The 18,718-nt window shown below is 73.2% G+C and carries 21 protein-coding genes; 9 read left to right on the plus strand and 12 right to left on the minus strand.

Features of this window, described 5'->3' with window-relative positions; genetic code table 11:
* Window positions 1-2: 2 nt before the first annotated feature.
* Complete coding sequence (locus tag ACZ6IM_RS16630; RefSeq protein WP_052841139.1) at window positions 3-374, minus strand: hypothetical protein; 372 nt, start codon at window positions 372-374, stop codon at window positions 3-5.
* Between the two features lie 295 nt (window positions 375-669).
* On the opposite strand from ACZ6IM_RS16630, the gene ACZ6IM_RS16635 reads away from it, so the two are divergent.
* From ACZ6IM_RS16635 to ACZ6IM_RS16645, 3 genes are all read left to right on the plus strand, one after another.
* The gene (locus ACZ6IM_RS16635) at window positions 670-1,878 is read left to right on the plus strand and encodes a glycoside hydrolase family 64 protein (RefSeq protein ID WP_469557183.1); all 1,209 of its coding nucleotides are present in this window, start codon (window positions 670-672) and stop codon (window positions 1,876-1,878) included.
* A gap of 70 nt (window positions 1,879-1,948) precedes the next feature.
* A complete protein-coding gene (locus ACZ6IM_RS16640; protein ID WP_052841137.1) occupies window positions 1,949-3,079 on the plus strand; it encodes a PP2C family protein-serine/threonine phosphatase in 1,131 nt (376 codons plus the stop codon).
* A 76-nt stretch (window positions 3,080-3,155) separates the two neighbouring features.
* A complete protein-coding gene (locus ACZ6IM_RS16645) occupies window positions 3,156-3,377 on the plus strand; it encodes a hypothetical protein (protein ID WP_052841136.1) in 222 nt (73 codons plus the stop codon).
* Between the two features lie 54 nt (window positions 3,378-3,431).
* Here the strand turns inward: ACZ6IM_RS16645 and ACZ6IM_RS16650 are convergent, their stop codons facing one another.
* The 4 genes from ACZ6IM_RS16650 to ACZ6IM_RS16665 all read right to left on the minus strand — a co-directional run bounded on the left by ACZ6IM_RS16650 (window position 3,432) and on the right by ACZ6IM_RS16665 (window position 8,754).
* Window positions 3,432-3,908, minus strand: a complete 477-nt coding sequence (locus tag ACZ6IM_RS16650; RefSeq protein ID WP_052841135.1) for a DUF5709 domain-containing protein — start codon at window positions 3,906-3,908, stop codon at window positions 3,432-3,434.
* Window positions 3,909-3,979: 71 nt separating this feature from the next.
* Window positions 3,980-5,473, minus strand: coding sequence for a hypothetical protein (locus tag ACZ6IM_RS16655; protein WP_052841134.1), 1,494 nt, complete (start codon window positions 5,471-5,473; stop codon window positions 3,980-3,982).
* A gap of 165 nt (window positions 5,474-5,638) precedes the next feature.
* Complete coding sequence (locus ACZ6IM_RS16660; protein ID WP_469557186.1) at window positions 5,639-8,017, minus strand: glycoside hydrolase family 65 protein; 2,379 nt, start codon at window positions 8,015-8,017, stop codon at window positions 5,639-5,641.
* Window positions 8,014-8,754 (minus strand): beta-phosphoglucomutase family hydrolase, encoded by a 741-nt coding sequence (locus ACZ6IM_RS16665; RefSeq protein ID WP_469557188.1) that lies wholly within the window; start codon window positions 8,752-8,754, stop codon window positions 8,014-8,016. The genes ACZ6IM_RS16660 and ACZ6IM_RS16665 overlap by 4 nt, the downstream gene beginning before the upstream one ends.
* 53 nt (window positions 8,755-8,807) lie before the next feature.
* On the opposite strand from ACZ6IM_RS16665, the gene ACZ6IM_RS16670 reads away from it, so the two are divergent.
* On the plus strand, window positions 8,808-9,497 hold the full coding sequence (locus tag ACZ6IM_RS16670) for a nucleoside/nucleotide kinase family protein (RefSeq protein WP_469557190.1): 690 nt from the start codon (window positions 8,808-8,810) through the stop codon (window positions 9,495-9,497).
* A gap of 5 nt (window positions 9,498-9,502) precedes the next feature.
* On the opposite strand, the gene ACZ6IM_RS16675 is transcribed toward ACZ6IM_RS16670, so the two are convergent.
* The gene (locus ACZ6IM_RS16675; RefSeq protein ID WP_469557192.1) at window positions 9,503-9,676 is read right to left on the minus strand and encodes a hypothetical protein; all 174 of its coding nucleotides are present in this window, start codon (window positions 9,674-9,676) and stop codon (window positions 9,503-9,505) included.
* A 163-nt stretch (window positions 9,677-9,839) separates the two neighbouring features.
* On the opposite strand from ACZ6IM_RS16675, the gene ACZ6IM_RS16680 reads away from it, so the two are divergent.
* Both ACZ6IM_RS16680 and ACZ6IM_RS16685 read left to right on the plus strand, forming a co-directional pair.
* The gene (locus ACZ6IM_RS16680) at window positions 9,840-10,757 is read left to right on the plus strand and encodes a MurR/RpiR family transcriptional regulator (protein WP_052841131.1); all 918 of its coding nucleotides are present in this window, start codon (window positions 9,840-9,842) and stop codon (window positions 10,755-10,757) included.
* Window positions 10,758-11,062: 305 nt separating this feature from the next.
* Window positions 11,063-11,431 (plus strand): hypothetical protein, encoded by a 369-nt coding sequence (locus ACZ6IM_RS16685; protein WP_469557194.1) that lies wholly within the window; start codon window positions 11,063-11,065, stop codon window positions 11,429-11,431.
* 33 nt (window positions 11,432-11,464) lie between these two features.
* Here the strand turns inward: ACZ6IM_RS16685 and ACZ6IM_RS16690 are convergent, their stop codons facing one another.
* Both ACZ6IM_RS16690 and ACZ6IM_RS16695 read right to left on the minus strand, forming a co-directional pair.
* Entirely contained in the window at window positions 11,465-11,953 is a 489-nt protein-coding gene (locus ACZ6IM_RS16690; RefSeq protein WP_052841130.1) for a flavin reductase family protein, read from the minus strand.
* 19 nt (window positions 11,954-11,972) lie between these two features.
* Entirely contained in the window at window positions 11,973-12,806 is an 834-nt protein-coding gene (locus ACZ6IM_RS16695) for an ATP-grasp domain-containing protein (RefSeq protein WP_469557196.1), read from the minus strand.
* A gap of 130 nt (window positions 12,807-12,936) precedes the next feature.
* Between ACZ6IM_RS16695 and ACZ6IM_RS16700 the strand changes: the two genes are divergently transcribed.
* Entirely contained in the window at window positions 12,937-13,671 is a 735-nt protein-coding gene (locus ACZ6IM_RS16700; protein ID WP_469557198.1) for a TetR family transcriptional regulator, read from the plus strand.
* A gap of 245 nt (window positions 13,672-13,916) precedes the next feature.
* Window positions 13,917-14,294 (plus strand): Zn-ribbon domain-containing OB-fold protein, encoded by a 378-nt coding sequence (locus tag ACZ6IM_RS16705; protein ID WP_469557226.1) that lies wholly within the window; start codon window positions 13,917-13,919, stop codon window positions 14,292-14,294.
* A gap of 7 nt (window positions 14,295-14,301) precedes the next feature.
* Here ACZ6IM_RS16705 and ACZ6IM_RS16710 read toward each other — a convergent pair whose 3' ends face one another.
* Both ACZ6IM_RS16710 and ACZ6IM_RS16715 read right to left on the minus strand, forming a co-directional pair.
* Window positions 14,302-14,709 carry a PPOX class F420-dependent oxidoreductase gene (locus tag ACZ6IM_RS16710; RefSeq protein WP_052841126.1) on the minus strand — a complete coding sequence of 136 codons (408 nt, stop codon included), beginning with the start codon at window positions 14,707-14,709 and terminating at the stop codon, window positions 14,302-14,304.
* A 49-nt stretch (window positions 14,710-14,758) separates the two neighbouring features.
* On the minus strand, window positions 14,759-15,937 hold the full coding sequence (locus ACZ6IM_RS16715) for a MalY/PatB family protein (protein WP_052841125.1): 1,179 nt from the start codon (window positions 15,935-15,937) through the stop codon (window positions 14,759-14,761).
* A 150-nt stretch (window positions 15,938-16,087) separates the two neighbouring features.
* Between ACZ6IM_RS16715 and ACZ6IM_RS16720 the strand changes: the two genes are divergently transcribed.
* A complete protein-coding gene (locus ACZ6IM_RS16720; RefSeq protein WP_469557201.1) occupies window positions 16,088-17,431 on the plus strand; it encodes a S1 family peptidase in 1,344 nt (447 codons plus the stop codon).
* A 74-nt stretch (window positions 17,432-17,505) separates the two neighbouring features.
* On the opposite strand, the gene ACZ6IM_RS16725 is transcribed toward ACZ6IM_RS16720, so the two are convergent.
* Together ACZ6IM_RS16725 and ACZ6IM_RS16730 are read right to left on the minus strand one after the other, a co-directional pair.
* A complete protein-coding gene (locus ACZ6IM_RS16725; RefSeq protein WP_052841123.1) occupies window positions 17,506-17,691 on the minus strand; it encodes a hypothetical protein in 186 nt (61 codons plus the stop codon).
* Between the two features lie 178 nt (window positions 17,692-17,869).
* Window positions 17,870-18,565, minus strand: a complete 696-nt coding sequence (locus ACZ6IM_RS16730) for a L,D-transpeptidase family protein (protein WP_052841122.1) — start codon at window positions 18,563-18,565, stop codon at window positions 17,870-17,872.
* Between the last annotated feature and the right edge of the window lie 153 nt (window positions 18,566-18,718).

An 18,718-nucleotide genomic window follows, 5' to 3' on the forward strand; every position in this document is an offset into this window, starting at 1 on the left:
GGTCAGTCCCCCGCCCGCTCCGGCCCGAACGGCTCGTCGCTCCACCGGAACCAGGCCCGGTCGCCCTCGATGTGCAGCAGGAACTCGGCGACCGGGCCGTCGGGCGACACCAGCCGCACCCGCCGTTCGATCTCGGCGTAGACCGCCTCCCACCGCGTCCAGTGCTCGGTGTCGTCCGCTTCCGCCAGGGCGAGTTCGCGGGCGAACAGCTCGCGGACGGCACCGTAGGCCGGACCCGCCCGGAACCGGCCGGACAGCCAGGGGAAGTCGGCCTCCTCGATCACGATCTCCCCGATGTCGCCGGACTCCGCGTCGGCCGCCCGGCCCGCGTCCGGCGCCCGGCGCACGTGCCAGACCTCGCCCTCGAACCCCATGCCGCCTCCTCCGCACCGGTACCCCACCGGTCACCGTGCGGCCAGCATGCCACCCGGCACCGTCGACCGGCCGCCACCCGCCCCGCTCCCCCTTCCCTCGCCGTGGGTTAAGCGCGCCTTAAACACCGGTTAAGCGTCCCCTGCGCGAGGTCGCACACCCCAAGTCCCAGCAGGCTCAACGGGTTTGGAGCAGGAAGCGGATGGTTGGCCGGGCCCACGGTGCTGCGTACCATCGCCGCACCGCGTGAGAGCGCTCTCACGCCCTGTCAGGCCCCGATCACTGGAGACCCCCCACATGACTCCTCGTCACCAGCGTCCGCTCGCCCGCCGCAAGCTGCTCGTCGCCCTCGGCGGAGCCGTCGTGGCCGCGCCGGTCGCCGCCGCCGTCGCGCCGCACGCCCTCGCGGGCGTCGGCTCGGACGACCCGGCCCCGAAGGCCGGGGCCGACGGTGCCCTGCCGCTGACGATCGTCAACGAGACGGGCTCCTTCGGCAACGCCGACGTACACGTCTACATCGTGGGCAACGTGGACGGCCGCCAGGTGCGTGTCACCCCTGACGGCACCGTCGCCCCCGTGTCCCTCTCCGACAACGGCGCCGACGGCTACACCGACTACGCGATCGGCCTCTCCGGCAGCGGCGAGACCGAGCTGAGCCTGCCGCACCTCTCCGGCCGGATCTACGTGTCCCTGGGCGAGAAGCTGAAGTTCAAGGTCGTCGCGGACGGCGCGGGAAACGCCGCGCTGCAGTACCCGGCGGGCTGGGTCGGGTCCGACCCGAACTACGGGGTGCTGCACGACTGCGCGGAGTTCACCTACAACTCCGCCGGGATGTTCTGCAACACCACCATGGTCGACATGTTCAGCGTGCCGCTCGCCATCCGGCTGACCGGCGCCGACGACCAGACCACCGGCACGATACGTCCGGGAGGCCGCGCGGCCGTCTTCGAGGCGGTGCGGAAGGTGGCGGAGTTCGCGCCGCTGGTGGTGGACGACACCCGGGTGATCGCCCCCGGCCACGGGCTGGACGCCGGCCTGTTCCCCAAGGACTACCTCGCCCCTTACATCGACGAGGTCTGGAGCACCTACACCGGCAAGGACCTCAGGATCACCACCAACGCCGGGACCTTCACCGGCCGGGTGCGCGGGGACCGGCTGACCTTCGACGGGCCCGCCCAGGTGTCCTTCGCCAAGCCGTCCACCCGGGACGTGCTCTTCTGCGACGGCAACCTCGCCGCCCCCAACGACGGCACGACCGGTCCCGTCGCCGCGGTCCTCGGCGCCGGTTTCAACCGCTCCACGCTGGTCTCCTCGGCCGGCCAGCCCACGACCGACCCGGCGACGTTCTACCGGACCGCGCTGACCAACCACTACGCGAAGGCCGTGCACGCGGCCACCGAGGACGGCAGGGCGTACGGCTTCGCCTTCGACGACGTGGCCGACTTCGCCTCCTACATCCAGGACACGGCACCCACCGGCTTCCGGCTGACACTCGGCGCCTTCTAGTACCCCTCCGGAGCCGCCCGCCCGCTGCCCTCCGCGTGCGGGCGGCGCGGCGGCGTAGGAGCGTAGGGGTGTGCGAAAGGTGTCCGTCCCGCGGCCGCGCCGGGGCGAGGACCGGCGGAGCTGGCTGAGCGGGGCCCCGCCGCCCCGGTGGGTGCGGGTGCTGCCGCCGGCCCTCGTCGTGGCGATCTGCGCGGCGACCCTGCTGAGCGACGAGCCCCTGGAGATCGGGTTCCTGCTGGGTGCCATCCCGCCGCTGGCCGTGCTGTCCTACGGCCCGCTGGCGACCGCCCTGCTGGGCGGTGTGGTGGTCGCGCTGCTGCACATCCCGGCCCTCCAGCTCGACCGGCCGGGCGACGCCGACCTGCTGACCATCGTCTTCGTCTCCGTGCTCAGCGTCTTCGTGTCCTTCGTGCGCAGTCGCCGCGACGCCCAGCTGGGGCTGGAGCGCACGGTCGCCGAGGCCGCACAGCGTGCCGTGGCGCCGCCGCTGCCCGAGCGGGTGGGGGCGGTGCGCTGTACGGGGCTGTACCGGGCGGCGCAGCGCGGGACCCTGGTCGGGGGCGACTTCTTCGACGTGCGGGACGGCCCCTTCGGCGTACGGGTGGTGATGGGCGACGTGCAGGGGCACGGCCTGTCGGCGGTGTCGACGGTCGCCTCGCTGCTGGGGGCGTTCCGGGAGGCGGTGCTCGACCAGCCGGACCTGGCGTCGGTGGCGGGGCGGCTGGACCGCAGGCTGCTGGTGGACTCGGCGGACGCGCGGCACGCCGAGCTGTTCGCGACGGCCGCGCTGCTGGAGTTCTCCGCCGACGCCCTGGAGGTGCGTGTCGTCGTCTGCGGCAACCCGCCGCCCCTGCTGCTGCGGGGTGCGGACGCCGAGGAGCTGGAGGTCGCGCCGTGGACGCCGCTCGGGCTGGGGCTCGCGGACGCCGGGTCGATCGAGACGTGCACGGTGCCGCTGCGCCCCGGTGACCGGCTGTTCCTCGCCTCGGACGGTGTGGTGGAGGCGAGGGACGGCAGCGGCGCGTTCTATCCGCTGGCCGAGCGGCTGCGCTCCCTCGCGGGCGAGGATTCCGCCGCGCTCCCCGGCCTGGTCTGGGCGGACCTCGGGCGCTTCTGCCCGGACGTGCAGGACGACGTGACGATGCTGGTGCTCACTCCTTCGCCGCCGGCGCTCCGGATGCGCGGGCCGGTTCCGCATTGAATGGTGTTATCGGGATATTCGGGACCGACAACAGCACGGCACCGAAGCAGCGACCCGGATCCGAGGAGCACTGATCATGTCGACGTCACAGCCCGACGCCTCCCGACCCTCCGAAGCCCGCGCGGGCGAGGACCGCGCCACTCCGGACGACCTGCTCCACGCCCGCACCGGGACGGACGTGTCCCCGGAGGACCTGGTCCTGGCGGCCGGCCGGGACGTCACCCCGCAGAACCTGGAGTGGGCCAGGCGCAAGCTGGCCGAGGAGGGCCCCTCGGCCCTCGACAAGCTGCTGCCCTGACCGTCGGGAGCCCCGGCCGGACACAGTCGTCCGGCCGGGGCTCCCGACGTGGTCCTAGGACTCCGGCAGCTCCGTCTCGTCCTCCACCACGTGCACCGCGGCCTCCTCGGCCCCGGCGGCTCCGCCGTCGATGCCGACGTCCTCCGCGACGGTCTCCTTGGTGGTGTCGGTGCGTACGCCCTCGTCGGGGGCGACCAGACGGCCGGCCCGGCCGGTGCCCGCCTCGGGGTCGACCGGTTCGCCCTCGCCGCCGGGTTCGTCGCCGACACCGTCCCCGTCGGGTGCCGTCACGTCCGGCACCTCCTCGGCCAGCCGTTCGTCGAGGCTCTCGCCCTCGTGCTGCTCGGCGGCCGTGGTGCCGTGCTTGGTCACGCCCAGAGGCTTCTCCGGCGGGGAGTAGCCCTCGTCGAGGGTGTCGTCGTAGGTCCGCTCGTCGACGGCGTCCTGGAGGTCGAGGGGCGCGGCGTCCTCCTGCTCCTCGTTGGTTCCGGTGGGCTGGTAGGCGTCGTCGGCCATCGGGTCCGTGCCCATCGCTGCCTCCCTCTCGCGCTGCGTCGGCTCGTGGTCTCGCTGTCCGGTTCGCGTTTCCCGATACGCGATCTCTAACCCGGGGGTGCGATGCGGATCTCCAGGTCGGTGATGCGGTGCGGGGTCCAGTCGCGGGCGTAGCCGGGCGGGGCGGCGCCGGGTCCGGTGATGGCGGCGACCGGGATGCGCCGTGCGGTGTCCGTGATCTCGGCGGCGGTGGTGTTCTCGTTGTTGCCGCTCACCGAGCCGGAGGAGCAGCCCGTGTAGTAGCCGACCGGGATGGACTCGTGTCCGGTGATCAGGCAGGGCGGGCGGACCCCGAGCCGGTGCAGTTCGTCGGCGACGCGGGCCCAGTCCTCGCGGCTGTCGACGTTGCGGTCCACGGTGCCCACGAGCACCGAGAACTGCACCGCGAGGTGTCCGGCCACGGCGAGCGCGACCAGCGCCGCGGCCACCGGCCGCCACCGCTCCCGCCCGGTCCTGACCAGGTGCCACAGCGCGTCGGCGACCGGGACGGCGAGCAGGGCGTAGGCGGGCTGCAGGAAGCGGGGCGCCGCGTAGCCGATCATGAACAGGTACGGAGCCGCGGCCGTGACGGCGCAGGCGAGGGGGAGCAGTGTCGCGGTGGCGCGGCGGGCGCGGACCGCGACGACCGCGGCGAGGGCCACGACGACCGGGAGGAGCAGCCACCACAGGGTGACGACCGGGTGCGGCATCGCTCCGGTGCACGGGCGGCACAGGCCCCGTCCGCCCAGGCTGCGCATCTGGTCGTCGACGGCGATGTTCCAGCCGAGGCCGCCCTGGATCTCGGAGGCCCGGGACAGCCGCTCCCCGAGGCCCCCGTACCAGGCGTACGCCTCGATCGCCCATTCCACTCCCCCGGCCGCCAGGCCTCCCGCCAGCGCGAGCAGCAGCGGCCACTGGCGGCGTACGAGGACGAAGGCGAGCAGGGGTCCGGCCACCCAGACCGCGTCGGTGGGCCGCATCAGCGCCATCAGCAGGGCGCCGGCCGCCACGCCCCACAGCGCGCCCCTGCTGGAGCACCCCGGGCCGGCCCCCAGGACGCGCAGGGCGCAGCCGACCGCCACGAGGGCGCCGATCCCGACCCAGTAGTTGGGCATGGCCTGAGGGCCGTAGAAGAGGGTCACCCACAGGGTGGCGAGGAACGCGCCGGCCGTGGCCAGCACCCGGGCCGGGAACAGGCCCTTCCAGGCGCGCAGGGCGAGGTACAGGCCCAGTCCCGAGAGGACGGCGAGGTACACGCGCAGGAGTTCGGTGGAGGCCGACCAGGAGGCCACGGGTGCCGCCAGCAGGGAGACGCCCCGGGAGCGCGGCGCGCTGAAGAAGGCGGCGGGATGGTGGGTGGTGACCTGGCTGACGTACACGATCTCGTCCCAGCCGAGGCCCATCGAGGGGTGCACGAAGGCCAGTTGGGCAAGGACGAAGACGGCGGCCACCGCCGCGACCGGCGCGTCGCCGCGCAGCCGCCGGGGGGCGCCGGACGGGCCTCCCGCCGCACCGCCGCGTCCGCGTCTGCCTACGAGAGTCGCGTTCGCGCCGTCGGCCACCGTGCACCCCTCACCCCCGCTCGTCACGGGGCCGCTCGTCAGTCCACCTCCTGCCGCCTGTGGCTGGAGCCCGGAAGCCGCGGGAGCGCGGATTCCCGGAAATCATGGTCAAACTAACCCGCCGACCAGCGGTGTGCAGGGCGGAACTCGGCCAGTCGCGCGGTGTCATCCGTCACTCGGGACCGGCCGTTCGATGACGCCCGGGCGGCGGTGCGGGGGCTGTTCGGGGGTGGGCCGCCACTTCGGCGCGGAAATGCCGAGCGTGACGGGCTCGTCCCCGGTCACCCGCACCTCGTCCCCGTGGTGATGGATCGTCAGGGGCGGCCCGCCCAGCAGCGAGTACGACGCCCGGTCGGGCCCGATCTCCACTTGCAGGCACCGGCCGCGGAACTGGAGCCGGAAGGCGAGGCGGCTGAACTTCTCGGGCAGCCGGGGCGTGAAGTGCAGGCTGTCGCCCTCCCGCCGGGTGCCGCCGAACCCGGCGACCAGTGCCATCCACGTGCCGGCCAGCGAGGCGATGTGGAGTCCGTCGCGGGTGTTGTGCTCCAGGTCGGCCAGGTCCATCAGGGCGGCCTCGGTGGCGTAGTCGTAGGCCAGCCGCAGGTGGCCCGTCCGGGCGGCGACGACGGCCTGGCAGCACGCGGACAGGGAGGAGTCCCGCACGGTCAGCGGCTCGTAGTAGGCGAAGTTCGCGGCCAGCTGGTCCTCGTCGCAGTGGGCGTCGAACCAGCTGCCGCAGGTGTACATGGCGAGCACGAGGTCGGACTGCTTGACGACCTGCTTGCGGTAGATGTCGAAGTACGGGAAGTGCAGCATCAGCGGGTACTGGTCGGCGCCGGTGTTCGCGAAGTCCCAGCGCTGGTGGCGGGTGAAGCCGGCGTGCTGTTCGTGGACGCCGATCTCCTCGTTGTAGGGGATGTGCACGGCCTCGGCGGCGTCCCGCCATGCGGCGCTCTCCTCCTCGTCGACGCCGAGCCGGGTCGCCTCCTCCGGGTGGCGTTCGCACACGTCGGCGGCGGCGAGCAGGTTGGAGCGCGCCATGAGGTTGGTGTACATGTTGTCGTCGACGACGGCGCTGTACTCGTCCGGGCCGGTGACGCCGTCGATGTGGAAGACGCCGTGGTGGTCGTGGTGTCCCAGCGAGCGCCACAGCCGGGCCGTCTCCACCAGGAGCTCCAGGGCGGTCTCGCGTTCGAAGCCGGTGTCGCCGGTCGCCGCCGTGTAGCGCACCGCGGCGTGCGCGATGTCGGCGGCCACGTGGAAGGCGGCGGTGCCGGCCGGCCAGTACGCGGAGCCCTCGGAGCCGTCGATGGTCCGCCAGGGGAAGGCGGCGCCGCGCAGCCCGAGCTGGGTGGCGCGGTCGCGGGCGGCGGGCAGGGTGGCCTGGCGCCAGCGCAGCGCCTCGGCGACCGCCTTGGGCGCGGTGTAGGTGAGGACGGGCAGCACGAACATCTCGGTGTCCCAGAACGCGTGGCCGTCGTATCCGGAGCCGGTCAGTCCCTTGGCCGGAATCGCGCGCTGCTCGGCGCGGGCGCCGGCCTGCAGCACGTGGAACAGGGCGAAGCGGACGGCCTGCTGGATCTCCTCGTCGCCGTGCACCTCGACGTCCGCGCGGGCCCAGAAGTCGTCGAGGTACTCCCGCTGTTCGGCCACCAGGCCGTCCCAGCCGCCGTGCGCGGCGGCGGCCAGCGCTGCCTCGACCTGGTCGCTCATGGCGGGCCGGGAGCGGGCGCCCGACCAGCCGTGGGCGACCGTCTTCTGCACCCGCAGCCGCTGGCCCGGGTTCAGGACGGAGGTGATGGTCAGGCGGGACACGTCCGTGTTGCTCTCGCTGCTGGTGGTGATCTCGCCGGGCGCGTCGACGACGTGGTCGGCGGCCACGGCGACCCTGAGTCCGCTGCGCCGGGTGCGGTGGACCAGCCGCAGCCGGGAGCCGATGGCCAGGTCCTCCTCCGGCTCCAGCGGGGACTGAAGCGCCTGGGCCGCCCTGGGATCGCCGTCGGCGCTGGGCAGGCTCTCGTTGGCGACCAGTTCGGACTGGATGACGACGCGGGTGCGGCTGTCGACGGGCTCGACCTCGTACTCCACGGCGGCGATGGCGCGCTGGGTGAGGGAGACCAGGCGGGTGGAGCGCACCCGGACGGTCGTGCCGGCCGGGGAGGTCCACTCGCAGGTGCGCTCCAGCACGCCGCGCCTGAGGTCCAGGGCGCGTTCGTGCTTGCCGAGCCGTCCGTAGCGCAGGTCGAAGGGCTCGTCGTCGACCAGCAGCCGCAGCAGCTTGCCGTTGGTGACGTTGATGACGGTCTGGCCCGACTCGGGGTAGCCGTAGCCCGCTTCGGCGTACGGCAGCGGGTGGAGTTCGTAGACGCCGTTGAGGTAGCTGCCGGGCAGGCCGTGCGGTTCGCCCTCGTCGAGGTTGCCGCGCCAGCCGACGTGCCCGTTGGACAGGGCGAAGACGGACTCGCTCTGGGCGAGCAGGTCGAGGTTGAGCGCCGTCTCGCGCACCCGCCAGGGCTCCACGGTGTACGTCCGGTTGGTGATCACGCGTGGTCTCCCAGCTCGGCGAGGTCCTTGACGACGCGGTCGGCGCCGTGGGCGTAGAGGGCGTCGGTCTGGCCGACGCGGTCGACGCCGACGACGTAGCCGAAGTGGCCGGAGCGGCCCGCGTCCATGCCGGCCAGGGCGTCCTCGAAGACGGCGGCGCGGGACGGTTCGACGCCGAGGTCGCGGGCGGCGGCCAGGAAGGTGTCGGGGTGTGGTTTGCCCGGCAGGTTCCGCTCCCGGGCCACGACGCCGTCGATCCTGACGTCGAACAGCCGCTCGGCGTCGATGGAGTGCAGCACGTCGCGGGTGTTGGCGCTGGAGGAGACGATCGCGGTGGCGAGGCCGGCGGCGCGGACGGTGTCGATGTATCGCAGCGTGCCCTCGTAGGGCTCCACGCCGTCGGTGCGGATCTTCTCCAGGAGGAGTTCGTTCTTGCGGGTGCCGACGCCGTTGACGGTCCGCGCGTCCGGTGGGTCGTCGGGGGTGCCCTCGGGCAGCTCGACACCGCGGGAGGCGAGGAAGGACCGGACGCCGTCGGCGCGGGGGCGGCCGTCGACGTACTGGTCGTAGTCGGAGTCGGTGAACGGGCGGAAGTCCGCGCCGTCCCGCTCGCGCAGGAAGGCGTCGAAGGTCTCCTTCCAGGCGGCGGCGTGCACCACCGCCGTCCTGGTGACGACCCCGTCGAGGTCGAAGAGGCAGGCCTGGATGTCGTCGGGAAGTCCGAGCTGCGTCGTCATACCCCCACAGTTCCCCGCCGGGGCGGGTCCGATCAGGTGACACACTGTGCGGTGTGCCGCTGACTTTCGAGGGCCTGCTCACCCGTGCCCGCCGGCTCCCCCGGCGCGGGCGGCGCGCGATCCTGGGCATCGCGGGCAGTCCCGGCGCGGGGAAGTCGACGCTGGCCGGACAGCTGGTGCGGGAGCTGAACGGTACGGGCGAGCCGTGGGTCGCGCACGTGCCGATGGACGGCTTCCACCTCGCCGACGCGGAGCTGGTCCGGCTGGGCCGCCGGGACCGCAAGGGTGCGCCGGACACCTTCGACGCGGCCGGGTACGCCGCGCTGCTGGACCGGCTGCGCGCGGAGGAGGACGGCGACGTCGTCTACGCGCCCGGTTTCGAGCGGGTGCTGGAGCAGCCGCTCGCCGGGGCCGTGCCGGTGCCGCCTTCGGCCCGGCTGGTGGTGACGGAGGGCAACTACCTGCTGCTGGAGAGCGGGGCCTGGGCGCGGGTACGGTCCCGGCTCGACGAGGTGTGGTTCTGCGGGCTGGAGGAGTCGGAGCGCGTCAGACGGCTCGTGGCGCGGCACGAGCACTTCGGCAAATCGCCCGCGGACGCGACGGCGTGGGCCCTGGGCCCCGACCAGCGCAACGCCGACCTGGTCGCCGCCACCCGGGACCGGGCCGACCTGGTGGTGCCGGCAGAGGCGATGCCCGGCCGACCGCCGGGCGCCCGGGGCTCCGCGCGCTCAACTCCTGGCTGACGCGGTCACTCCTCGTCGAAGTCGTCGGGGCGGACGTGCGCCTCTTCGAGCGCCTCGCGCAGGGTCCGGCCGGTACCGCCCGGCGGGCGGGGCCCCTCCTCCTCGCGCTCGCGCTCGCGCCGACCGAGAACGTCGTCGGTGGTGTCGGTCTTCGGCCGGTTCTCTTCCGGGACGGTCATGACCTCGGCTCCTCGTCCGTGTCTGCGGTTCCTTCCGCGACGCCGGGTTCCCGGGCGACGCGGTGCTATCCCCGCCGGGGGTGACTCGTCCCGGGCGGTCGGGCCCGGGGGGTGGGCTATGTTGACCTCCGTGGGAGACATGGGAGACAAAGGAGCCGCACCCGTGCCATCACCGCAGCAGGCACGTGCCCAGGCGTCGGCGATCACCTCGGGACGGGCCGCCCCGCAGTCGGAGATCTCCCCCACCTCCCGGCTCAGGACGCTCTTCGACCGGCCCCGCCTCTCCCCGGGACAGCGGCGCATCGCCCAGTACCTCATCGAGCACCTCACCGAGGCGGCGTTCCTGTCGATCACCGACCTGGCCGACCGGGTGGGCGTGAGCCAGCCGTCGGTGACGCGCTTCGCCTCGGCGGTCGGCTTCAGCGGCTACCCGGCGTTGCGGGAGCAACTCCAGGCGATCGCGCTGGGCGGCCGCGGCGGGTCCGCGGCCGAGGAGTACCGGGGCAACGAACTCCAGGCGGCCGTGGACGCCGAGATCGAGAACCTGGAGAACCTGCGGCGCGACTTCGCCGACGCGGACCGGGTGATCGACGTCGGCCGCAAACTGGCCGCCTCGGCACCGCTGACCGTCCTCGGGCTGCGCATCTCCGTCTCGCTCGCCGAGTACTTCGCCTACGCGGCCCGCCGGGTCCACCCCGACGTGCGCCTGGTCACCAGGGGCGGCACCGTCGCCTACGACGCCCTGCTCCAGTCCCGCGAGGCGGGCGGCACATGGGTGCTGGCCTTCTCCATGCCCCGGCACGCCCACGAGACGCTGGGCGCCGTGCGGGTGGCACGCGGCGCCGGACTGAAGGTGGCGCTCATCACCGACCTGGCGCTCGGCCCCGTGGTGGACGAGGCCGACGTCACCTTCGCCACCGGCACGGGGTCCCGGCTGGTCTTCGACTCCTACGCGGCGCCGGGCGTGATGTGCGCGGCGCTGCTCCAGGCCATGACCGACGCCGATCCCGAGCGGACCCAAGCGCGGCTGGAGGAGTACGAGCAGGTCGCGGAGCAGCACCAGTTCTTCCTGCGGGACTGAGGGGCCCCGGCGACCGGCAGGAGCGGATGGGGCGGTCCCTGTCAAAGCAGGCATGAATGTTTTCATACGTCTTGCAAAGCGGATGGCATATATAAATACTGCTCACGGATCGCGACCCGGCCGCCCCGGAACGCGTCCGCACCTGCCGCGAACATCCCGGCCGCCGACTCCTACCCGCTCCGGCGCACCGGGTGTTCCGGACGGGCATCGCCTGCGCGAGCGCCCGCGGCGGTCCCGGTCGTCCCCTGGACCGGGACCGTCCCCCACCCGTCGCCCACCCCGTCGACGCCGCACACCCGGAAGCGATGATCATGCCCCTGACGACCACGCGCATCAGCCCGGACTGGCCCTGCCAGGTCAAGACCCCCGGCAGCTACGACTGGGAACGCTCGGCCATCAGGTGGCTGCGCGAGCTGGTCCCGGCACGCTACGCCGGCTATCCGGCGCTGATCCGGCACCCGGTGCTGCTCGCCCGCCATGCGCAGATCCAGGTCCAGCACGAGATCCGGGTGGCCCGCACCGCGCTGCAGACCGCCCGGGCGGACCTGCCGCGGCTCGGCCTGCACGAGGCGGCCATCGAGCACACCGTCAAGCTGTACGCGGCGGAGGTGCTCCAGTTGCAGCACATCGCGCGCAGCGTACGGGCCGTCACCGAGGCGCTCGCCGGACGCTGAACGGGAACGGACCGGCGCCGGCGGTGATGCGCGTCAGTCCACGGGATGCCCGGGCGGGACGGTGCGGGCGTCGGCGAGCCGCAGCAGCGGTCCGGCGGCCGGCTCGCGCCCGCCCCACTCGACCGGCTCCAGGACGAAACCGACGTGGTCGCCCCCGGCGGTCCGCTCCACGACCCGCCCGACGAACCACGCCTCCACGTCCTCCAGCACCGCGGCCCCGCCGTACCCCTCCCGCCAGCGGACCCGTCGGAACTTGTCGACGTCGTCGCCGGTCAGCCCACCGAAGAGCTCGGCCGTCTCGCGCTGGTCGCGGGCCAGCAGGTGGACCGCCAGGACCTCGGCGGACCGTGCGACGCGGAAGGTCCGGTTGACGTCGGAGATCCACACGACGTACCTGACGGGCTTCAGCGAGCACTGGGAGGAGAAGCCGACCAGACAGCCGGCCCGTTCACCGTCCGCGGCGGCCGTGACGACGCACATGTCCGGGTCGAGCCGGTCGAGGAACACGTCCATGGCCGCCATGCTAGGGCGGGAAGGCCGCTCAGGTGGCGAGCAGGCGTCGCAGGGCCGTGCGCAGGGCGGTGACGAAGGCGTCGCGGGCCGGCTCGTCGAGGGCGTCCAGGGACAGATAGGGGTTGAGGTCCTCCAGCTCGACCAGCAGCAGCTCACCGCCGGGGGCGCGGCAGGCGTCGACGCGCTGGATTCCGTGGTCGACGCCGTTCCACTCGATGAACCGCCGCGCGAAGTCCAGGTCGGCGACGGTGGCGTCGTACGGCTCCAGCTGCCAGCGCCGGTCGGGGTGCGGCGCGTAGAGGGCGTACTGGTAGTCGTGGTCGACGAAGTAGAAGGAGACCTCGTAGGCGAAGTCGACGCGCGGCTGGACGAGCAGGTCCCCGGTTCCGGCCAGCGCCTCGGGCACCCGGCCCGCCGGGACGATCCCGAGGCCCGCCGAGTCGGCGCCGAGCCTGGGCTTGACGACGTACTCGTCCGCGACGGGGAGCCGGTGCAGGTCCTCGGCACGGTCGACGGTGGGGATGACCGGGAATCCCGCGGCCGTGAGGTCGAGCAGGTACTGCTTGCCGACCATGTCCGCCCTGCCGGTGAGCTGGTTGTAGACGCGCATCCCGCGCTCGGCCGCGCGCTCGCGGAAGGCCTCGTGGGCGGCCCGGTACCCCTGCACGGGCCCGCTGTTGCGGACGACGACGGCGTCGAAGGCGTCCATCAGCGCGACGGCGTCCCGGGGATGACACAGGGCCAGGTCGAACTCCTCGCGCAGTCGCGAGGTCAGGTGGATGTCCTCGTCGCAGTAGCGCCGCCCGCGCGCCTGGTAGGCCAGGTCGGTGACGTACAGGATGCGGGGGCGGGCGAACGGCATGCGGGACTCCTCCGGGGATGATTGGAAGTGATCGTATGCGACCGGTGTGGCGAGATGGCCAGTGCACTCAGTTCCCTCCATTCACTGCACTGAGTGCCACCAACTTCGCCGGGCTGCTACTTTCGCCTTCATGAGCACCAGCAACGCGGCTCCCCGCCGCGGGGACGGGACGGACCCGGCACAGGTCCGGCCGCCGATGCGGGAGGCGCTGGTCGCGGCGGCGTTCCGGCTGTTCCTCGAGCGGGGGTACGAACAGACCACCGTGGACGACATCGTCGCCCTGGCCGGCGTCGGCCGGCGCTCCTTCTTCCGGTACTTCCCGTCCAAGGAGGACGTGGTCTTCCCCGACCACGAACGGTGCCTGGCCGACATGAAGGCGTTCCTGGACCGCTCCCCCGAGGACGCCGACCCGGTGCGGCGCGTGTGCGACGCGGCCCGCCTGGTGCTGCGCATGTACGCCGAGAACCCGGCGTTCTCCGTCCAGCGGTACCACCTCACCAAGAAGGTCCCGGGACTGCGCGCCTACGAGTTGTCGGTGGTGTGGCGCTACGAGCGCGCCCTCGCCGAGTACCTGCGCGGGCGGCTGGGCGGACGCCCGGACGGGATCCTGCGCGCCGACGTGATCGCGGCCGCGGTGGTCGCGGCGCACAACAACGCCCTGCGGTCCTGGCTGCGTTCGGACGGCCGCGACGACGCGGGCGCCGCGGTGGACCACGCCCTGGCGTACGCGCAGTCCGCCTTCGGCGACGTGCCCCTGCCGCCGCGCGGCAGCTCGCCCGAAGACGTGGTGGTCGTGGCCGCGCGCCGCGGGACACCGCTGTGGCAGGTGCTGCGGGAGGTCGAGGACGCGTTCGCGCACGACTGACGGCCGACGGACGACGGGGTCCACGGCTCACGCGCTCGCCTGCTCGCCGATTCGCTCAATCAAGGGTACCGAGTGCCTTTACGCGTGACACTGAGTGCCATAAGCTGTGGTGCGTGCACGGTGGCACGGTGAACCGCGCACACGCGTGCCCGGTGACCGCGCACGCGGGATTCCGGCCCGAGTGCAGGGAGTTGACCAGCGTGTACCACTCAGGAAACGTCGCTCAGCAGGCAGCCGGCCCCGCGATGGGCCTGCTCGACCCGAAGGCCGAGAGCCGGGCCCCGGAGACGGAGGCCGTCTTCTACCAGCGCTGCACCTGGTGCGGCACCGCCATGTACCACCGGGTGCTGTGCCCGGTGTGCCGCGGCAGCGAGCTGCGCACGGAGCGGAGCGAGGGCACGGGGACGGTGCGCCACGCGACGGTGGTGCACCGCAACACCCCCGCCGCACGCAATGTCTCCCTCATCGAGATGGCCGAGGGCTTCGTGCTGCGCGGCCGGGTCATGGGCCCGCTCATCGGCATCCACAGCGGGGACCGGGTGCGGCTGTCCACGGCCAAGGACCCGGTGCGCGGCGAGCCCGTCTTCCAGCTGGTCGACGAGCCGTACCGGGCCTGGACCTGAGGGCCGGTCAGTTCCCGGCCGTCGGGCCGGGCGTGAGCGTGATGCGGATTCCCAGGGTGCCGTCGAGTCCCCTGCGCAGCCGGCTGCCGAAGAGGGTGAGCCGGCCGACGACGCCGTACTTGCGGGCGAGCAGCCGCCGATAACGGGCAGTGGTGGCCGGGTCGCAGATCTCCGCCCTCCCCGGTACCTGTTCGCCGGTCGGCTTGCCCCGCACGTCGCAGGGGCCGACCAGGACGTCGGCGCGGTTGCGCACGCGCTTGACCTTCCAGGAGTCGGCCGCCGTCCAGGCGCCGAGCGCGTCCCCGTCCCGCACGACCCACACCGGGGTGGCGACCGGGGTGCCGTCCTTCCGGTACGTGGTGACCAGCAGGTACTTGCCGGCGCCGAGCCGGTCCAGTGACGCGTCGTCGTCCATGCCCGGAAGTCTAGGCGCTCCCGCGCCGCTGTCCCGCGCCGCCCGCGTCTCACTCCAGGACCGACGCCATCCTGCGCACCGCCTCCGTGAGCACCTGCGGCGAGGTCGCCAGGTTGAGCCGAACGTGCCCCGCTCCGCCGCTGCCGAAGGGGAGGCCGGAGCTGAGGGCCACCCGGCCCCGGTCGAGGAAGACCTCCGCCGGGTCGTCGCCGAGGCCGAGGGCGCGGCAGTCGAGCCAGGCGAGGTAGGTCGCCTCCCCCGCCCGGTGGACGACCCCAGGGAGGTGCTCGGCGAGCAGGCCGGTGAGCAGCCGCCGGTTCTCGTCGAGCCCGGCGAGCACGGCGTCCAGCCAGCCGGTTCCGTCGCGCAGGGCGGCCGTGTGGGCGAGGACGCCGACGTGGCTCGGCCCGTGACCGACCTCCTCGGGCATCCGTGCCAGGTCGTCGGCGGCGCCGGGTCCGGCGATGGCCAGGGCCGCCTTGAGCCCGGCCAGGTTCCAGCCCTTGGACGCCGACATCAGCGCGAGGCCGCGTTCGGCGCCGGGCACGCTCAGGTAGGGCACGAACCGCGCGTCGCCGGTGACGACCGGGGCGTGGATCTCGTCGGCGACGACCCGGACGCCGTACCGCTCCGCCAGGCCGGCGACGGCCGCCAGTTCGCCGGCGGTGTGGACGGTGCCGGTCGGGTTGTGCGGGCTGCACAGCAGGAAGGCCGCCCGGCCGCCGCCCGCCGCGGCCCGCCGGAACTCCTCCTCCAGCACGCCCAGGTCGATCCGCAGGTCCGGGCCGAGGGGCGCCTCGACCACCCGCCGGTCCAGGTGGGCGACGAACTGGTAGAACGGCGGGTACACCGGCGGGTTGACGATCACCGGGTCACCGGGCCCGGTGACGAGCTTGAGCATCTCGACGACGCCGAGCATCACGTCGGGCACGATGGCCGTGCGTTCCACGGCCAGGCCGTCCCAGCCCCACCGCTTGCCGGCGAAGCCGGCGAGGGCCTCGGCGTAGGCGGTGCCGGCGGGGTAGCCGGTGTCGCCGAGTTCCATGGCCCGCGTCACGGCGCGCACGACGGCCCCGGCGAGCGGCACGTCCATCTCGGCCACCCACAGCGGCAGTACGTCCGCGGGGTAGGTGCGCCACTTCATGCTCGTACGCCGGCGCAGCTGGTCCGGCGTGAGTGCGTGCAGGGGGTTCGGTTCACCGGACTGGTCCCGCGGGATGCTGGTCATGGGGCCAAGATAGGTCGCCGCGACGGCGCGGGGAACCGGAGGCCCGCCCGGTGAACACCGGGGTCGCCTCCCTCGTATGGGAGGAGGGCGCTCGACGTCCGGAGGCCCCCGCGGCGGCGACGCCGCGCGGTCGGTTCCGGGAGCGCACGCATGAGGCACGCACGACGACGCATGGTCCGGCGAGTGGCACGGCTGGCGGCCGTCGGCGGACTGCTGCTCGGGGGGACGATGGTCACCCGGGCCGTGGCGAGCGAACCCCCCGACGCGTCCGCCGCGCCGCCCACCCTCGCCCGGACCGCGTCCGGCGACGGCGCCGGCCTGGTCTCCCGGCTGGGCACCGACCGCACGGCGGGCCACTGGATCGGCTCCGACGGGCGGCCGGTGGTGGCGGTCACGGACGAGCGCGCGGCCGAGGCGGTGCGGCGGGCCGGGGCCACGGCGAAGCGGGTGCGGCACAGCATGTCCGAGCTGCGGTCGGCGACCTCCACGCTGCGCGCGGCACCCCGGGTGTCCGGTACGGCCTGGGCGCTGGACTACCGGTCGAACGAGGTGGTGGTGCGCGGCGACCGCACGGTCTCCGGGCCGGACTGGTCGCTGCTGACGCGTGTCGCGCAGGGCATCGGCGGGTTCGTCCGCATGGAGCGCACCGAGGGCACCTTCACCACCCGGCTGAACGGGGCGGAGCCGATCCTGTCCACGGCGGGGCGCTGCTCGGCGGGCTTCAACGTGACCGACGGCACGAGCGACTTCATCCTGACCGCGGGCCACTGCGGGCCGACGGGCTCCGTCTGGTTCGGTGACGGCCGGGGTGACCGGCAGATCGGCAGGACGGTCGCCGGCAGCTTTCCCGGGGACGACTTCTCCCTGGTCGAGTACGCGAACGGCAAGGCGGGCGACGGCGCCGACGTGGTGGCGGTGGGCGACGGCAAGGGGGTGCGGATCACCGGGGCGGGTGAACCGGCGGTCGGGCAGCGGGTGTTCCGCAGCGGGAGCACCAGCGGGCTGCGCGACGGCCGGGTGACGGCGCTGGACGCGACGGTCAACTACCCGGAGGGCACGGTCACCGGCCTGATCGAGACCGATGTGTGCGCCGAGCCCGGGGACAGCGGCGGGCCGATGTTCTCCGAGGGCGTCGCGCTCGGCGTGACGTCGGGCGGCAGCGGTGACTGCGACAAGGGCGGCACCACGTTCTTCCAGCCGCTGCCGGAGGCCATGGAGTCGCTCGGGGTCCGGCTCATCGGCTCCGGACGGCAGGGTGCCGCCGCGGGCGCTTCGGCAACCGCGTCACCGGGCGCCGCGGCCCCGGGGGCGTCGGCGCCCGTGACGGGTGTCGGAGGTTCGACCCTGCTCGCCCGGCTGGCGGACCGCAGGAACGTCGGCCCGGGGCTGCTGATCGTCGCGGGCAGCCTGGTGGCGCTGGTGGCCACGCGGTGGATCCGGGCGGAGCAGGACCGCAAGGCCTACCGGCGGCACTACTCGGCGACGTGGGGCTGACGGGAGCCGGTACGAGGTCCGGCCCATGAGGGCTGCCGGGGGCGGCCGGGACGGCGAGGAGTCCTGGGCGCCGGTCAGGCGGCGTTCACGGACTCCGGGGCCGCGGTGGCCCACTCCATGACGAGCCGCTGGTACTCCGCGCGCTGCTCGACGCTCAGTGTCCCGCCCGACCGGAGCCACAGGGCTCGGATCTCCTCGTTGACCTCGGCAGCCGATCGCTCGGAGGAGGGTTCAACAGTGGTGGACATGCTGTGAAGCATACGGCGCCCGGCGTGAAGACGATGTGAGTAATCACCAGCCAAACGGACATAACGGACCGTGTTACTGATCACGTCGTCGGTGCCATCTGTCAAGACCTGCGGGCGATTTCGTTCCCGCCAGATGTGTCCTGCCGCACACGGCCCCTCCGTTCACCTCCGCGCCGGGCGCCGGTCCCCGTCAGGTGCCCGGCTTGCGGCCGTACACGTAGACGTCGTCGCCCTTCTTCAGCAGCGACCAGTACTTCTTGGCGTCGGTCTTCGTCATGTTGACGCAGCCGTGGGAGCCCGGCGGGTTCCACATGCTGACGCCGACGGAGTGGAAGGCCTGGCCGCCGTCGAAGAACTGGCTGTAGGGCATCGGCACGTGGTAAATGGTCGAGAAGTGGTCGATGTTGCGCCAGTAGACCTTCTTCAGGCCGGTGCGGGTCTCGTAGCCGTTGCGCCCGGTGCGGACCGGCACCGGCCCGTACACCAGCTTCTTGCCGTCCTGGATCCAGCTCAGCTGGAGGCTGAGGTTCACACAGGCGATACGGCCCTTGTTGGTGGGACACTTGCCGGATTTGTTCGGGTTCTTGCCGACGGCCTTCTGCTTCGTCATCAGGTCCATCACCCCCCAGGTGACGGGGCCCGCGTAGCCGGCGTTGGGCTGGATGCCGTGCTTGGTCTGGAAGGCGCGGATCGCCTTGCAGTCGGCGGTGGACTGCTTGCCGTCGGCCTTGCGGCCGAGGAATTTCTCCACCTTCTTCTGGTACGGACCCGCCTTCGCGGTGCAGCTCGCGGCCTGGGCCGGTGCCGCCGTGAGCGCGAGTGTGAGCGGTGCCACCAGTGCGGTGACCGCGAGTGCGACGGCTCCCCGTCTGCGTGTGTCCCCCATGGTCGGTCATGCCTTTCGCGTCGAGGCGGTGCGCCGTGCGGAAGGTCGCCTTCGTGCGATCCCGGCATGCTAGACCGCCGTCCGGCGGCTTTGGTTGCGTGCCGCCGGCCGCCGCGACGCAACCGTGACAAACACCACCGGACCACCCTCGCC

The sequence above is a fragment of the Streptomyces sp. NPDC042336 genome (genome assembly GCF_055581985.1).

Coding starts and splice junctions, on each gene's coding strand:
- ACZ6IM_RS16675 (WP_469557192.1), bottom strand. CDS start 9,676: ATGACCGTCCCGGAAGAGAACCGGCCGAAGACCGACACCACCGACGAC.
- ACZ6IM_RS16710 (WP_052841126.1), bottom strand. CDS start 14,709: ATGGACGACGACGCGTCACTGGACCGGCTCGGCGCCGGCAAGTACCTG.
- ACZ6IM_RS16635 (WP_469557183.1), top strand. CDS start 670: ATGACTCCTCGTCACCAGCGTCCGCTCGCCCGCCGCAAGCTGCTCGTC.
- ACZ6IM_RS16685 (WP_469557194.1), top strand. CDS start 11,063: ATGATCATGCCCCTGACGACCACGCGCATCAGCCCGGACTGGCCCTGC.
- ACZ6IM_RS16715 (WP_052841125.1), bottom strand. CDS start 15,937: ATGACCAGCATCCCGCGGGACCAGTCCGGTGAACCGAACCCCCTGCAC.
- ACZ6IM_RS16720 (WP_469557201.1), top strand. CDS start 16,088: ATGAGGCACGCACGACGACGCATGGTCCGGCGAGTGGCACGGCTGGCG.
- ACZ6IM_RS16725 (WP_052841123.1), bottom strand. CDS start 17,691: ATGCTTCACAGCATGTCCACCACTGTTGAACCCTCCTCCGAGCGATCG.
- ACZ6IM_RS16700 (WP_469557198.1), top strand. CDS start 12,937: ATGAGCACCAGCAACGCGGCTCCCCGCCGCGGGGACGGGACGGACCCG.
- ACZ6IM_RS16695 (WP_469557196.1), bottom strand. CDS start 12,806: ATGCCGTTCGCCCGCCCCCGCATCCTGTACGTCACCGACCTGGCCTAC.
- ACZ6IM_RS16630 (WP_052841139.1), bottom strand. CDS start 374: ATGGGGTTCGAGGGCGAGGTCTGGCACGTGCGCCGGGCGCCGGACGCG.
- ACZ6IM_RS16650 (WP_052841135.1), bottom strand. CDS start 3,908: ATGGGCACGGACCCGATGGCCGACGACGCCTACCAGCCCACCGGAACC.
- ACZ6IM_RS16730 (WP_052841122.1), bottom strand. CDS start 18,565: ATGGGGGACACACGCAGACGGGGAGCCGTCGCACTCGCGGTCACCGCA.
- ACZ6IM_RS16665 (WP_469557188.1), bottom strand. CDS start 8,754: ATGACGACGCAGCTCGGACTTCCCGACGACATCCAGGCCTGCCTCTTC.
- ACZ6IM_RS16705 (WP_469557226.1), top strand. CDS start 13,917: ATGGGCCTGCTCGACCCGAAGGCCGAGAGCCGGGCCCCGGAGACGGAG.
- ACZ6IM_RS16645 (WP_052841136.1), top strand. CDS start 3,156: ATGTCGACGTCACAGCCCGACGCCTCCCGACCCTCCGAAGCCCGCGCG.
- ACZ6IM_RS16690 (WP_052841130.1), bottom strand. CDS start 11,953: ATGGCGGCCATGGACGTGTTCCTCGACCGGCTCGACCCGGACATGTGC.